Below are 14,866 nucleotides of genomic sequence, written 5' to 3' on the forward strand. Positions count from 1 at the left end.
GCATTATGCGCAGCAAACTGTTTGTCCCCGGCTCGCGTCCGGAGCTGTTCGTCAAGGCACTTAACGGGCAGGCTGACGCCATATCGATTGATCTGGAAGATGCCGTGCCTGAAGGGCGCAAGGAGGAGGCGCGCCTGGCCGTGGCCGAGTTTCTGCGCTCTCCCGCAGCGCTGGAGAGCGGGACGCTGATCATCGTTCGCGTGAACGCGATTGGCTCCCCGTATTTCGAGGCCGACGTCGCGGCGGTTGCGTTGCCCGCGCTGGGCATGCTGAATTTGCCCAAGGCTGAATCGGCGGACGATGTGCAAGTCTTGTGTGCTGCGCTGGCACGGGCTGAGGCGGCAAACGGGGTGATCCGGCCGATTCGCGTACTGGCCAATATCGAGTCGGCGGCCGGTTTGCGCCGGGCTGCCGAAATCGGCGCGGCTAATTCGCGGGTGGCGGGCTTGCAGTTGGGGTTTGCTGACTTGTTCGAGTCCAACGGCATTGCGCGCCGCGATGCCGGTAATGTGCACGCGGCGATGTTCGCCTTGCGCATGGCCGCAGCGGAGGCGGGGGTGTTTGCTTACGACAGTGCGTTTCCCGATATCCGCGATGCCGATGGCTTCCGCGCGGAGGCCCAGATGTCGCGGCGTTTGGGCTTCTGGGGCAAGAGCTGTATTCATCCGTCCCAGGTGGCGCTGGCCAATGAAGTCTTCAGCGCGAGCGAGGAGGAGTTCGAGCATGCCGTGCGCGTGCTCGACGCCGCGCGCGCGGCGCAGGCATCCGGTGCGGGCGCGTTCACGGTGGACGGCAAGATGATCGACCTGCCATTCATCCGCCGCGCCGAAGCGCTCGTCGCTGCCGGCCGTCCCGCCACCCCGGCCGCGGTGGACGCCGGGTCCGGAACGGCTGCGCGGCTGCCGCTGGCGGGCATCCGTGTGCTGGATTTGAGCGCCTACATTGCCGGCCCCTACGGCTGCACGCAGCTCGCTGACATGGGCGCGGAGGTGATCAAGGTCGAGCCGCCGGTGGGCGACAATCTGCGCAAGTACCCGTCCACGCTGGAGGCCGAAAGCCGCGCCTTTCTCGGCGTGAATCGCAGCAAACACGGCATCGTGATCGACCTGAAACAGCAGGAAGGCCGCGACGTGCTGCTCAAGCTGGTCGACACCGCCGACGTCCTGGTACACAACTTCCGCCCGGGCGTGCCCGAACGCCTGGGTATCGGCTATGAGCAGCTGAGGTCACGCCGCCCGCAGCTGGTGTACTGCGCTGTCACCGGCTATGGCGAAAGCGGTCCGATGAAAGACAACGCGGGCTATGATCAGGTGCTGCAAACCTTCACCGGTATCTGCGCCATGCAAGGCCCTCAAGGCGGCGAGCCGCAGATCGTGTATGGCAGCGTGGTCGACTACTACGCCGCTGCGCTGGTCGCATCCGGCGTCAACGCCGCCCTGTTTGAACGCAGCCGCACAGGACGCGGGCAATATGTGGGCGTCTCGCTGCTGCGCAGTGCCCTGGCCATGCAATCCGCCCGTCTGATCAAGGCCGAAAGCGAACCGCTGGACATTGGCCGCGACATGCGTTCCGGCGGCATCACCGGCATCCATCCCGCGCGTGAAGGCTACATCTACCTGTCCGCCAACACGCCGCATTTCTGGGCCACCCTGTGCGAGCGCGTCGGCTTGCCCGAACTGGCCACTGACCAGCGTTACGACAGCGTCCGCAAACGCGCCGAGCACGCATCGGTACTGGTGCCGAAACTGCGCGCAGCGCTGGCCGCACGTACCGCCCGCGAATGGGAACAGGTCTTCGGCAGCGACGTGCCATGTTCCGCCGCGCGCCAGCTGGAAGAAATGTTCGATCACCCGCAAGTCCTGGCTGAGAATATGATGGCGGACATGCAGCATCCGGCAGCCGGCAGCTACAGGGGATTCACCGAGGCGGTTCGTTTCGGCGACGCGCCTGCGCCAAAGCCATTTGCCGCACCGGCGCTGGGGCAGCACTCGGACCAGATCCTGGCAGCCAACGGCTATTCGGCCGAAGAGATCGCGCGGCTGCGCGCTCTCGATGTCATTCGCTGAGGTATTCATGACCAGGCATTTCATTCATGTGGTACGCGTGCTGGCGCTGCTCGCCACGCTATGCATCGCCTCTCTCGCACCACGCCTGGCGTTGGCCGACAATCTGGCTACCGTCCGCAAGGTCGCGCTGCCGCCTTTGCCGCAGTCTGCCGCGCAGATCGCAACCGTCGAGGGCCGCCTGCTGGCGCTGACGGAGTCCGGCAGCTGGCTGCTGGACGAGGACCGCAAGGCGTGGCGCGCCACGAATTTCCGCGCTCCGCAAGCACGCACTTTCGCTGCGGGCCCGCGCTACACCTGGCTGCTGTCCGGTCCGGACGGTAGCGTCGCCAACGTGCAGCGCCTTGCATTGCAGGGGCAAGGCATCGACAGCGCACCGCTGCCGGCGCTGCCTGAGCCGCTAACGCACGCCTTCGCCGCTGTACTGGCAGACAAGTTGTATGTCGCAGGCCAGACCGCCGCCGGTGAGCCGCGCATGCTGGCACTGGATACCGTCACGCCGGGCGCAGGCTGGGAAGTGCTCCCGGCCTGGGATGGCCGCGGTGGCGACATCACTTCGCTGGTAGCACAGAACTCCACGGTATTGCTGACCGTGCGCGGCGCGGAAGGACAGAGCGACCGCCTGCTGCGCTGGACTGCCCGCAACGGCTGGTCGGAAGCGAAGCCCGTTGGCGGCCGCGTACTGCCAGGCGCGGTGCGCGCCACGGGCCAAGCCCATGTCCTGTATCTGGCCGAGCCGCTCGGTGCAAGCCAGGGCGCAGCGTATGGCCACACGCAGCTGCACACTTATCACACGATTACCGGCTCCTGGGCCGTAGCGCCGCTGTCTGAAGCCGAATCCGCCCAAGGCGCCGAATTTGGAGCAGGCTGGGGCAACGGCGTACTGCGCGCCTACGTCGACGCCGGCGGCCGCCAGCAGCTCGCATACACCGAAATCGTCAGCGGCAAGCGCCTGCTGAAAACCTTCGACTGGATCGTCATCGTGGTCTACCTCGCCGGCATGCTGGGCATCGGCTGGTATTGCTATATGCGCGAGAAGCGCAACTCCACATCGGACTTCTTCGTTGGTGGCCGCAGCATTCCGTTCTGGGCAGCGGGCATCAGCCTGTATGCTGCCAACACCAGCTCCATCAGCTACATCGCCATTCCAGCCAAGGCGTTCGAGACCAATTGGCAGTACATGACCAATAATCTGGTAGCCGTGGTGGCGCTGACGTTCGTTGCTGTCGCCATCGTGCCGCTGCTGCGCCGATTGAACCTGATGTCGGTGTTCCAGTACCTCGAAATCCGCTTCCATCCGGCGATCCGCATGATCGCAAGCCTGATCTGCATCCTGGTGCAGATCGGCAGCCGCATGAGCGTGATTCTGCTGCTGCCGTCGCTGGCCATCGCCACGATTACCGGTATCGACGTCACCTGGAGCATCATCCTGATGGGCGGCTTTACGATCGTGTACACGGCGATGGGCGGCATGAAGGCCGTGGTGTGGACCGACTTCGTGCAGCTATTCGTGAAGATGGGCGGCGCCCTGTTCGCGATTGGCTTCATCCTGTGGAAGCTGGATGGCGGCGTGATGGAGTTCGTTCACGTCGCGGCAGCGGAAAGCAAGACGAAGCTGTTCGACTTCAGCTGGGACCTGACCCAGCCGACCGTGTGGGGCTTCATCTTCCTTGTGGTGTTCGACGTGGTGCTGACCTTCCCCAAAGACCAGGTGCTGATGCAGCGCGTGCTGTCGACCAAGTCCGCCAAGGAAGCAACGCGCTCGATCTGGACCTTCGCGGCGATCTCCATCCCCGGTGGCTTCATCTTCTACACCATCGGCACCGCACTGTACACCTACTACAAGAGCCACCCCGAGCGTATGAATCCACTGCTCAATGTGGACGCCACGTTCCCCTTGTTCATTGCGGCCGAACTGCCGACAGGTGTCACCGGTCTGATCATCGCGGGCATCCTGGCGGCGGCAATGGCTACGCTGTCCGGCATCATGAACAGCGTCGCGACACTGGCCTCGGTGGACTTCTATGAAAAGCTGGTGAAGAACCCGACACCGAAAAAGAGCGTGCTGTTTGCGGAAATCGCCACCGTGGCGACGGGCCTGATCGGCATTGCCGCCGCGCTGATTCTGTCGCGCTTCAATGCGCACTCGCTGTTCGACGTATCGATCGAACTGGCGGGACTGCTGAGCGGCGGTTTCGCAGGCGCCTACACGCTGGGCATGTTCACGCGCCGCGCCAACTGGCAGGGCGTAGCGATCGGCATTCTGTGCAGTTCGATCCTGACCACCATCTGCTGGACGATGAAGCTTGTCCACCCGTACTTCTACCTGCCGATTTCGATCATGCTGTGCATCGTCTTCGGCTACCTGGCCAGCTATCTGTTCCCTGCGCCGGACCAGTCGCTGGCCGGCCTCACCATCTACGCAGACACCCCATCGAGAACCGAGGAAGATCATGACCGGCAAACGTCCACCCACTTATGACACCCGCACCGTGCCGGCGAAAGAGCCGAAGCACTGGGACACGCCGCTGCCGCACACCTTGCCGGCCCATCTGCCCACGCCGGGCAAGTCGCCGGATTGGCCTTACATCAATATCGGCAAGTGGAGGATCGACGTCAACAACTATGCCGACAGCTGGCGCAAGGAACTGACGATCTGGCGCCACGAACACAAGATCCGCGCGGGCTATGACGGCTCGCGCTACGACCGCCCGGAGCTGGCCTGGTCGCAGCGCAATTTCGTGCACACGCAGATGATGGTGGAGGACCGTTACTTCTACGATCCAGTCAAAGGTGAGTACACGGTGGACCGTTATCTGGACGATCTGGAAAAGCGCTTCGGCGGCATCGACAGTGTGCTGATCTGGTACGTCTATCCGAACATCGGCATCGACAACCGTAACCAGACCATGCTGGCCAGCGATATGCCGGGCGGCCTGGATGGACTGAAAAAGGCGGTGCAGGCTTTCCAGAAGCGCGGCGTGCGCGTGTTCCTGCCGACTATGCCGTGGGATAACGGCACCAGGCCGGAAGGCATGGAAGACTGGGACGCGGTGACCGGACTCGCGGTGCAACTGGGCGCCGACGGCGTGAACGGCGACACCTACAATGGTGTGCCGCGTGTGTATGCCGATGTGTCGGACAAAGCCAATCGCCCCATGATTTTCCAGCCCGAAGGCTCGCTGACCGCGGACGAAGCGCTGCAATGGAATCAGCAAACCTGGGGCAAGGCGTCGACGGACACCATACCTGCCGTGAGCAAGGTGAAGTGGCTGGAGTCGCGCCACATGGTCAATCTGGAAAACCGCTGGTGCCGCGACCGCACCGACGATTTCCAGTACATGTTCTTCAACGGCGTGGGCTATACGGCCTGGGAAAACGTGTGGGGTATCTGGAACAAGTTTACGGACCGCGATGGTGAAGCGCTGCGCCGTATCGCCACCATCTACCGCCAGTTCCCGGAGCAGCTGGTCAGCCCAGGCTGGGAACCGTATGCGATGGCGCTGCAGCAGAACGTGTTCGCCAGCCGCTTCCCGGCCGATGGCGTCACGCTGTGGACGATTGTGAACCGCAATGAATACGAAGTGAACGGCGAGCAGCTGGTGGTGCCGCATACCGAGGGCCGCAGCTATTACGACGCCTGGAATGGCGTGCCGCTCACGCCGCGCCTGCAGGGGCTGGGCGAAGGCGCGACCGCGACCTTTGATCTGACGCTGGAAACCAAGGGTTTCGGCGCCATCGTCGGTGTGGATGCCGGTGTCAGCGTGGCGGGCATGGATGATTTCCTGCACAAGATGTCGGACATGGCGAGCGCACCGCTGCGCAGCTTCTCCGGTTCCTGGAAGCCGCTGCCGCAGAAGATGATCGATATTGCGCCGACTGCCACCGCAGGCGAAGCGCCGGAAGGCATGGTGGCCATCCCCGCTGGCGATTTCGACTTCGTGGTGACCGGCATTGAAGTTGAGGGCTATACCTGGGCCAGCATGGACTTCCAGTATCCGTGGGAGAGCATCGGCCGCCGCGCGCACCGCCGCCGCATGGCGATGAAGCCGTTCTACATCGATAAGTACAACGTCACCAATGCCCAATTCAAGAAGTTCCTGGACGCCAGCGGCTACGCGCCGCGCGATGCCCACAACTTCCTGAAGGACTGGGACAACGGCGCGCCACGCAAGGGCTGGGAAAACAAGCCAGTGACCTGGGTCAGCCTGGAGGATGCGCGTGCCTATGCCGCCTGGGCCGGCAAGCGTTTGCCGCATGAATGGGAGTGGCAGTACGCGGCGCAAGGCACCGACGGCCGCCTTTACCCGTGGGGCGATCAATGGAACGGCAACGTGGTGCCGCAGCAGAACACCGGCCGCGAATTGCTGCCGCCGGATGATGTCGATGCGCACCCTGAAGGCGCCAGCCCGTTCGGCGTGATGGATCTGGTGGGCAATGTGTGGCAATGGACCAGCGAATTCGAGGACGAGCACACGCGCGCGGCGGCGCTGCGCGGCGGCAGTTCGTATATTCCGCAAAGCTCGCACTGGTACTTCCCGCAGGCGCATCGGCTGGACCAGCATGGCAAATACCTGCTGATGGCGCCGTCGAAAGACCGCTCCGGCATGCTGGGCTTCCGCTGCGTGGTGGATGCGGCCTGATATGGAAGCGATTGTCCGTTTTCCATCGCCAGCGCAAGTCCAGCTGCAAGGCTTGCTGGGCGACGCGCTGCAGGCCAACCTGAATGGCCGCCTGTCGCATTTCATCGAGGATGAACATAGTCCGGCCATCGCGCTTTTTGGCGCAGAGCACAAGTGCTGCAATCACGAAGGCGACTGGTATGGCGAGCATGCGGGAAAATGGCTGTATGCGGCAGCGCGCGCGGCCAGCCGAAGCGCCGGGCATCCGCTCGCATCGCATGTGCTGCGGGTGGCGGACTTTCTGGTGGCGCAGCAGGAGGAGGACGGCTATCTGGGTAATTACGCGCCGGAGCGCCGCTTCATGCACAAGCAGCCGCGCGGACCGCGCACCTGGGATGGGGCACCCGGCCAGCGTACCTGGGATATCTGGACGCACAGCTATCTGATCATCGGTCTGCTGGAAGTGCACAAATACTTCCCTGAGCCGCGTTATCTGAATGCCGCGCGCTTCATCGGCGACTTGTGCCTGCAAGCGCTGACGCAAGGTGGCGTCGATATCACGGAGCTGGGCAATCATCACGGCATGTCCGCCACCATCCTGCTCGATCCTGCGGTGGAGCTGTATCTACGCACTGGCGAGGCGCGCTATCTTCAGCTGGCGGAATTGATCGTGCAGCAGGCGGACGCGCGCCCCGAACTGAATCTGCTGACGCAGGCATTGAAGGGCGCCGACGCGGCGGAAATCGCCACCGGCAAGGCCTATCAGCTGTGCTGGAATATGGTCGGCCTGGCCAAGCTGCACCGGGCCACCGGCAAGCCGGCATATCTCGACGCCGTGCGCAAGGTCTGGCATAGCGTTCACGAATATCATCTGAGCCTGGGCGGCGGACCCTGGGGCGGTATCGCGCATCGTTCGCGCGAAGTGTTCAATCATCATGGCGCCTTCTCGCCATACGGCTATATCGAAACCTGCTCCACGCTGGCGTGGATGCAGATGAACCGCGAACTGCTGGCGATCACGGGCGAGGCGCAATACGCAGAGGAGATTGAGCGCTCGGCCTACAACGATCTGCTGGGCGCGCAAGCGCCAAACGGCGAGGACTGGTGTTACTACATTTTCCCGAACGGACGGCGTGTCTACACGACGTACTGGCGCTGCTGCAAATCGAGCGGCGCCATGGCGCTGGAGGAGCTGCCCGGCGTGACGTATGCCTTGCGCGGCGCTGACGAAATCGCAATCAATATTTATGGGCCGGGCGAGGCCACGCTGGCGACTGCCGCTGCCGGCAATGTGCGGCTGGTCCAGCACACGGCGTATCCTGCGGACGGCGCTGTGCGCATCAGCGTCCAGCCAGAACGCGCGGGGCGCTTTGCGCTTGCGCTGCGCATTCCTTCTTGGGCGGACGGCGCATCGGTGCGCGTGAATGGCGCAGACGGCGAGGCATGGATGGGCGCGAACGCCGCCGGGGCAGAAGCCGGCGGCTACCTTTGCCTGGAGCGCGAGTGGCGCGCTGGTGATGTGGTCGAATTGTCGCTGCCGATGGTGCCAACCCTGCATCGCAAGCTAAGCCAGAACACGCAGGAGTCGCGCGCTCCGGACGGTTCGCCCGTCGCGCAGCAGGTCATGCGCTACGAGTACGCGGCCATCACGCGCGGCCCGCTGGTGTTTGCCACGGGGCTGATCGACGGCTTCAAGATGGAGGAAACGGTGATTCTGGCCGACGGTCCGCTGCTGGAGATGGCGCCCGAAGCACTGCCCGAAGGCGCGAATGGTCCGGCCATCCGCCTGAAGCTGGCGTCGCGGCCGGACCTGGTGTTCGTGCCTTACTACGAGGCCGGCGGCAGGCAGGACGGCGCCTGGCGCCTCACCTGGCTGCAGCTCGCGCCGCCCTTAGGGCCTGGTCATTGACCACTGCTGGTTGCTGCCGCCGTTGGACGGGTACTGGATGATCTGCGCATTTTCCGCCGTGCTCTTGTTTTGCACGTCGAGCACGTAGCCGCTTAGCAGGTTCTTCACGTTGTAGTAGCCGGTGGCGGGGCTGGTGAAGCTCCAGTGCTGGCCATTGCCGGCCCAGTAGGACCATTGCGCGATATTGGTGCCGGCGGTAGTGGAGTTGTCGTAGTTATCCAGGCTGAGCAGGCTGTTTGCGTTGATCACGCTGTACTGGCCGTCGCCGTGACCGATCACATACCAGTATTGGTTCTTTGCGCCACTGTAGGTCTGCTGCTGGACCCAGGCGCCGTTCGTGGTCGATGCGCCTGCCACCGCAAGCGCCTTGCCGCTCAGGCGCGATTTGAAGACCCACGGACCGTCGCTGACGCCGCCGCAGCTGTCGAAAGCGCTGAAGCTGCGGGTGAGGGTGGGCCAGCCGCCGCTGTACGTCATCTTCAGGATGTCCAGCTTGGGATTGCCATTGTCGTTCAGATCGTAATAGTGAATGGACACCCAGTTGCAGCCATCCTGCTTCAGGTCGGCGATGTGGCCGGGGCCTTTATAGCGGCCGTCGACATTGGGCAAGGCGGTGCGGGTGCCGGAATAGGGGCCGCTGATGGTCGTGGCGCGCTGCACTTCGACGTAATAGGTAGAGTCCACGCCTTTGCAGCAGGCGCCGCGGTTCACCCACAGATAGTAATAGCCGCCATCGCGCGTGATATAGGGCGCCTCCATGTCCTTGCCGCCGCCACCGAGGATGGTGCTGACGCTGGATGCCAGCTTGCCCGTGCTCTGGTTGATCTCCGCGATGCCGATGCCGCCGAAGAAGGAACCGTACGTCATATAGACCTTGCCATCATGGTCGCGGTACAGCGCGGGGTCGATGGCATTGATTTCGCTGCTGCCGCCGAAGGATTCGACCACGATGCCCAGGTCCGTCCACTGCGGGTTCTTCAGCGAGGGCGAGCGCGCCACGCCGATGGCGGAGCTCGACGTGCCGAAGGTCGAAACGGAGTAATAGAGGTAGTAGTTGCCGTTCATATGGATCACGTCCGGCGCCCAGAACGAACCACTGAAGTTGGGGATCTTGTTGGCGATCCAGCTGGGGTAGGTGGTGAACACCGGCGCGGGTCCGGCTGCCCAGGTGATCATGTCTTTTGAGGTCGAGTACCAGATGCCGGTGCCGGTGGTGAAATTGAAATAAGTGTCGCCGTCCTTGGTGATGGTGCCGGGATCGTGGGCGTTCTGCACGCCGCTGAGGGTGATCGCTTGCGCGGTAAGGGCGAGCGCAGCCAGGCAGAGGGCTGCCAATAATCTTTTCATAAGGTCTCCTGATCGTTATAAGTATGGACAGCCGAAGCTGTCCGCACAGATTAGGAGTTACTCACCCGCACTGCTAATGAGTTTTTACGCAAGCTTGATACCTTTTTCGGTATGCGCCCGTGAGCCGCGCCATCTGGGCTTGCGCCATACGCCGGCCAGCAGCAGCCCGGCGCACAGCATGGTCCACGTCGCCGGCTCGGGCACCGGTGGCGCCACCGCCTGGGTGAACAGGATGAGGTCCCAGGTCATCGGCAGCGGCGTGTCGCCGGGATTCTGGATGCTCATGCTGAAGCTATCGTTGAAGCCATCCGGCGACATGGCCATGGTTGTCCAATGCGAGTAGTCGACGTCGCAGGCGGTGGGAATGGTGGCGTGCAGGCAAGTGCTGAAAATGCCGTCGGCGCGCGCCAGGGAGCCGCCATGATTCTCGAACGTGAGCCGGGCGCGGCCGGTGATGGTCAGGCCGCTTTGCGGTGCCAGCACGATCCGGGGAAAGCTCCAGATGCGGCTATAGCCCTGTCGCCAGGCGCCATCGTCATCGGCAACGCTGGCGTGCACGCTGGCCGAACCCAGCGCCGGGTTCAGTATGGCATTCACCAGCGAATCGCCGTGCGTGACCGAGGCGGCCATCGCGTCCCGGGTGCCGGGCGATTGCTGGCGGTCGTCCACACTGGGACTGCCGGCGGCAGTCTGAAGCGCGGCCTCCAGATCGGTTTTGCCAGGCGTCAGCGTGAAAGAGGGATGGGCGCCGGGTTGCAGTGCCCACACCTGAAAGGCGAACTGGTCCGCAGTCACCGTGACATTAACCGGGCCAGCGTGGGCGACGGAAATGCCCAGCGTAAGCAGCAACAGCATTTGGGACAGCAGTTTCATGGCATGCCCCTTGGCTCAAGCGCGTCGGCGCTGCGTTCCCACCAGCAGCAGGCCGGCGCCCAGCATGGCCCAGGTGGCGGGTTCCGGTACCGGCGCCAGGGCGTAACCGGTTTCGATATAGGACGAGACGCGCCAGTTCAGCAGCAGCGTGCGGTCGCTATTATTGGTGAGCGTTTGCGAGAAGGTACCGCTGCGGCTGAGTGAACGCTCGCCGAAGCTGAAGCCGGTGTAGCCCGGCAGGCAGTCGTAGCCCTCGTACAGGCAGGCTTGCAGCAGGAAGCTGCCACTGCGGTCGGGCAGATCGCCTTCGCTTTCATAGTCAAATAACCAATTGCCGCTGAAAATATTGACGCTGTAGGGCGCAATGCGTACCTGGCCGCGGCTGTTCATATTGGCGTAGCTGTAGTTCCAGGGCGCGTCGATGCTATCGATACTGTTTACCAGCGAACCGTCGCCCAGCTTGCCGGTCACGGCGCCGCCGGCGACGGAGCTGAGGCCGGCCACGGCTGCCGCCGTCGGCCGCCAGGAGCCGGCGGTATCCATCTCGAACAACGAGGTCTCGCGGTTGAGCGTGTCGGCGATGGTTCCATAAACCGCATCACCGCCAGGGTAGAGCTGATAGCCGAGGGCGGCGCTGTCCGTCAGCGACCAGGACTGGATATTCAGTCCGCTCAGGACCAGGGAAGTGCTCAGCCGGTCGGCCAGGGCCGGTTGCGCCGCAAAAACGCCATACAGGATCAGCGCCGGCGTGAGGCGCGTAAGTTTCATTGCCATGATGATTTCCCCGTAGTTGCTTGCTTATTAAAAGTAGCACTTTTGCAAGTGTGTCGGGAAGTGTAGGCGGACTTAACAATATGCTGCGCACATTTGACATACCCCGTACAAACCTGTTGCGTCAAGGGGCAAATCGAAGTACACTAGCCGGCTTCGGTATGGGTTCGTCTTTTTTATGGCCCGTATCTTTTTTTGTAGTTCAACTTAGTCCTGCCCAATCGTAGGTGGGAATGGAGAAAAAATGAGCCTTGGCCTCCTCGGTCGCAAGGTTGGTATGATGCGCATCTTCACGGATGATGGGGACTCGATCCCTGTGACCGTGCTGGACGTATCGAACAACCGTGTTGCGCAAATCAAAACTCCTGAAGTGGATGGTTATTCCGCTGTTCAGGTTGTCTTCGGTCAGCGTCGCGCATCCCGCGTGACTAAAGCTGCTGCCGGTCACTACGCTAAAGCTGGTGTTGAAGCTGGTTCCTTCATCAAGGAATTCCGCGTTGACGCTGCTAAAGCATCCGAACTGAAAGCCGGCGACGCTGTTGCCGTGTCCCTGTTCGAAGTCGGTCAAAAGATCGACGTACAAGGTGTTTCGATTGGTAAGGGCTACGCCGGTACCATCAAGCGCTACAACTTCTCGTCTGGCCGTGCTACCCACGGTAACTCCCGTTCGCACAACGTACCAGGTTCCATCGGTATGGCGCAGGACCCAGGCCGAGTGTTCCCAGGTAAGCGCATGACCGGTCACATGGGCGACGTTACCGTCACCACCCAGAATCTGGAAATCGCTCGTATCGACGCTGACCGCCAGCTGCTGCTGGTGAAAGGTGCAGTACCAGGCGCGAAAAACGGCCAGGTTGTTGTGTCGCCAGCTGTTAAAGTTAAAGCAAAGAAGGGAGCTTAATCGATGGAACTCAAGCTCTTGAACGCGCAAGGTCAAGCCTCCTCGAACGTAGCCGCCGCTGACACCGTCTTCGGCCGTGACTACAACGAAGCGCTGATCCACCAGGTTGTTGTTGCCTACGCTGCCAACGCACGTAGCGGTAACCGCAAGCAAAAAGACCGTGAAGAAGTCCACCACACGACCAAGAAGCCATGGCGCCAAAAAGGTACCGGCCGTGCTCGTGCTGGTATGTCCTCCTCGCCTCTGTGGCGCGGCGGTGGTCGCATCTTCCCGAACTCGCCTGACGAGAACTTCACCCACAAAGTGAACAAGAAGATGTATCGCGCCGGCCTGTGCTCGATCCTGTCCCAGCTGGCTCGCGAAGAGCGTCTGGTCGTGATCGAAGAACTGGCGATCGACGCTCCTAAGACCAAGCTGCTGTCGCAAAAGCTGACCGGCATGGGTCTGGAATCCGTTCTGATCATCACCGACACCATCCAGGAAAACCTGGAGCTGGCTTCCCGTAACCTGCCGAACGTGCTGGTTGTTGAGCCACGTCACGCAGATCCAATGTCGCTGGTCTTCTATAAGAAGGTCCTGGTTACCAAAGCGGCACTGGCACAGATTGAGGAGATGCTGGCATGAGCGCAGTCATCAAACACAGCGAAGAGCGCCTGATGAAGGTGCTGCTGGCGCCGGTCATTTCCGAGAAGGCCACCATGGTCGCGGAAAAGAACGAGCAGATCGTGTTCCTGGTTACCAAGGATGCGACCAAGCCAGAAATCAAGGCCGCCGTTGAACTGTTGTTCAAGGTCCAAGTGGAATCGGTGCAGACCGTCAACCGCGAAGGTAAGGTCAAGCGTTCCGGCCGTTTCATCGGTCGCCGCAACCACACCAAGCGTGCTTTCGTGTGCCTGAAGCCCGGCCAGGAAATCAATTTCACCGAGGAGGCTAAATAATGGCACTCGTTAAGATGAAGCCAACCTCCCCAGGCCGTCGCGGCATGGTGAAGGTTGTGAACGCCGACCTGTTCAAGGGTCGTCCGTTCGCTGCCCTGCTGGAAAAGAAGTCCAAGACGGCTGGCCGTAACAACAACGGTCACATCACCACCCGTCACATCGGCGGTGGTCACAAGCACCACTACCGTCTGGTGGACTTCAAGCGCAACAAGGATGGCATCCCTGCGAAAGTGGAACGTATCGAATACGATCCGAACCGCACCGCGCACATCGCCCTGCTGTGCTACGCCGACGGCGAGCGCAAGTACATCATCGCCCCGAAAGGCGTTGCTGTCGGCGACACCCTGCTGAACGGTTCGGAAGCGCCGATCAAGCCGGGCAACTGCCTGCCAATCCGCAACATCCCGGTGGGTACCAATATCCACTGCGTGGAAATGCTGCCTGGCAAAGGTGCTCAGATGGCCCGTACCGCTGGCGCCGTTGTGGTGCTGATGGCACGTGAAGGTACTTACGCTCAGGTGCGTCTGCGCTCCGGCGAAGTGCGCCGCGTGCACATCGAGTGCCGCGCAACCATCGGTGAAGTCGGCAATGCCGAACACAGCCTGCGTAAGATCGGTAAAGCTGGTGCCATGCGCTGGCGCGGTGTTCGCCCAACCGTTCGCGGTGTGGTGATGAACCCGATCGACCACCCGCACGGTGGTGGTGAAGGCCGTACCGCAGCTGGTCGTCATCCAGTGTCGCCATGGGGTCAACAGACCAAGGGTAAGAAGACTCGCTCCAACAAGCGTACTTCTTCGATGATCGTCTCGCGCCGCGGCAAGAAATAAGGATAAACCATGACTCGTTCATTGAAAAAAGGGCCGTTCTGCGACGCCCATCTGGTGAAAAAAGTCGAAGCCGCGCAAGCGACCAAAGACAAAAAGCCAATCAAAACCTGGTCCCGTCGCTCGACGATCATGCCTGACTTCATCGGTCTGACCATTGCCGTGCACAACGGCAAGGTGCACGTGCCTGTGTACGTTTCCGAGAACATGGTTGGTCACAAGCTCGGCGAATTCGCGCTGACCCGTACCTTCAAGGGCCACGCTGCTGACAAAAAGGCTAAGAAATAATGGAAACCAAAGCTATCCTCAAAGGCGTGCGCCTGTCGGATCAAAAAGGCCGCCTGATCGCGGACCTGATCCGTGGCAAGAAGGTTGACGCTGCGCTGAACATCCTGACGTTCAGCCCAAAAAAGGGCGCGTTCATCATGAAGAAAGTGCTGGAGTCCGCTATTGCGAACGCCGAGCACAACGACGGTGCCGACATCGACGAACTGTTCGTGAAAACGATCTACGTTGAAAAGGGCCCGATCCTGAAGCGTTTCACCGCTCGCGCAAAAGGCCGTGGTGACCGTATTTCCAAACAATCCTGTCACATCTACGTGACTGTCGGTAACTAAG

At 61.9% G+C, this 14,866-nt stretch carries 13 protein-coding genes and 1 pseudogene; 11 read left to right on the plus strand and 3 right to left on the minus strand.

Annotated elements, in window-relative coordinates; translation table 11 throughout:
• Nucleotides 1-5: 5 nt before the first annotated feature.
• The 5 genes and pseudogenes from AB4Z19_RS17380 to AB4Z19_RS17400 all read left to right on the plus strand — a co-directional run.
• A pseudogene (locus tag AB4Z19_RS17380) lies at nt 6-752 on the plus strand (HpcH/HpaI aldolase/citrate lyase family protein); the annotation flags it as partial.
• 45 nt (nt 753-797) lie between these two features.
• Nucleotides 798-2,066 carry a CaiB/BaiF CoA transferase family protein gene (locus AB4Z19_RS17385; RefSeq protein WP_442035792.1) on the plus strand — a complete coding sequence of 423 codons (1,269 nt, stop codon included), beginning with the start codon at nt 798-800 and terminating at the stop codon, nt 2,064-2,066.
• A gap of 7 nt (nt 2,067-2,073) precedes the next feature.
• Entirely contained in the window at nt 2,074-4,545 is a 2,472-nt protein-coding gene (locus AB4Z19_RS17390) for a sodium:solute symporter family transporter (protein WP_442035700.1), read from the plus strand.
• Nucleotides 4,517-6,706: a formylglycine-generating enzyme family protein gene (locus AB4Z19_RS17395; protein WP_442035701.1), complete on the plus strand. Its 2,190-nt coding sequence runs from the start codon at nt 4,517-4,519 to the stop codon at nt 6,704-6,706. Before AB4Z19_RS17390 ends, AB4Z19_RS17395 begins: the two co-directional genes overlap by 29 nt.
• A 1-nt stretch (nt 6,707) precedes the next feature.
• On the plus strand, nt 6,708-8,594 hold the full coding sequence (locus tag AB4Z19_RS17400; RefSeq protein ID WP_442035702.1) for a glycoside hydrolase family 127 protein: 1,887 nt from the start codon (nt 6,708-6,710) through the stop codon (nt 8,592-8,594).
• Here AB4Z19_RS17400 and AB4Z19_RS17405 read toward each other — a convergent pair.
• The 3 genes from AB4Z19_RS17405 to AB4Z19_RS17415 all read right to left on the minus strand — a co-directional run bounded on the left by AB4Z19_RS17405 (nt 8,577) and on the right by AB4Z19_RS17415 (nt 11,588).
• The gene (locus AB4Z19_RS17405) at nt 8,577-9,941 is read right to left on the minus strand and encodes a family 43 glycosylhydrolase (RefSeq protein ID WP_442035703.1); all 1,365 of its coding nucleotides are present in this window, start codon (nt 9,939-9,941) and stop codon (nt 8,577-8,579) included. The two genes, AB4Z19_RS17400 and AB4Z19_RS17405, sit on opposite strands and share 18 nt — an antisense overlap.
• Nucleotides 9,942-10,025: 84 nt before the next feature.
• Nucleotides 10,026-10,814: a PEP-CTERM sorting domain-containing protein gene (locus AB4Z19_RS17410; protein WP_442028957.1), complete on the minus strand. Its 789-nt coding sequence runs from the start codon at nt 10,812-10,814 to the stop codon at nt 10,026-10,028.
• A gap of 15 nt (nt 10,815-10,829) precedes the next feature.
• Nucleotides 10,830-11,588 carry a PEP-CTERM sorting domain-containing protein gene (locus AB4Z19_RS17415; RefSeq protein WP_442028958.1) on the minus strand — a complete coding sequence of 253 codons (759 nt, stop codon included), beginning with the start codon at nt 11,586-11,588 and terminating at the stop codon, nt 10,830-10,832.
• 241 nt (nt 11,589-11,829) lie between these two features.
• On the opposite strand from AB4Z19_RS17415, the gene rplC reads away from it, so the two are divergent.
• From rplC to rplV, 6 genes are read left to right on the plus strand one after another with little or no spacing between them, the layout of a single operon-like run.
• Nucleotides 11,830-12,486 carry a 50S ribosomal protein L3 gene (rplC, locus tag AB4Z19_RS17420; protein ID WP_442035704.1) on the plus strand — a complete coding sequence of 219 codons (657 nt, stop codon included), beginning with the start codon at nt 11,830-11,832 and terminating at the stop codon, nt 12,484-12,486.
• A 3-nt stretch (nt 12,487-12,489) separates the two neighbouring features.
• Nucleotides 12,490-13,110 carry a 50S ribosomal protein L4 gene (gene rplD / locus AB4Z19_RS17425; RefSeq protein WP_442035705.1) on the plus strand — a complete coding sequence of 207 codons (621 nt, stop codon included), beginning with the start codon at nt 12,490-12,492 and terminating at the stop codon, nt 13,108-13,110.
• Nucleotides 13,107-13,424: a 50S ribosomal protein L23 gene (rplW, locus tag AB4Z19_RS17430; RefSeq protein ID WP_442027730.1), complete on the plus strand. Its 318-nt coding sequence runs from the start codon at nt 13,107-13,109 to the stop codon at nt 13,422-13,424. The genes rplD and rplW overlap by 4 nt, the downstream gene beginning before the upstream one ends.
• The gene (rplB, locus tag AB4Z19_RS17435; protein ID WP_442027732.1) at nt 13,424-14,251 is read left to right on the plus strand and encodes a 50S ribosomal protein L2; all 828 of its coding nucleotides are present in this window, start codon (nt 13,424-13,426) and stop codon (nt 14,249-14,251) included. The genes rplW and rplB overlap by 1 nt, the downstream gene beginning before the upstream one ends.
• 9 nt (nt 14,252-14,260) lie before the next feature.
• Nucleotides 14,261-14,536 (plus strand): 30S ribosomal protein S19, encoded by a 276-nt coding sequence (rpsS, locus tag AB4Z19_RS17440; RefSeq protein ID WP_093556914.1) that lies wholly within the window; start codon nt 14,261-14,263, stop codon nt 14,534-14,536.
• Nucleotides 14,533-14,865, plus strand: coding sequence for a 50S ribosomal protein L22 (gene rplV / locus AB4Z19_RS17445; RefSeq protein ID WP_395408768.1), 333 nt, complete (start codon nt 14,533-14,535; stop codon nt 14,863-14,865). Before rpsS ends, rplV begins: the two co-directional genes overlap by 4 nt.
• The last annotated feature ends 1 nt before the right edge of the window (nt 14,866 follow it).

The organism is Pseudoduganella sp. RAF19 (assembly GCF_052114165.1).
Lineage (GTDB): Bacteria > Pseudomonadota > Gammaproteobacteria > Burkholderiales > Burkholderiaceae_D > Rugamonas.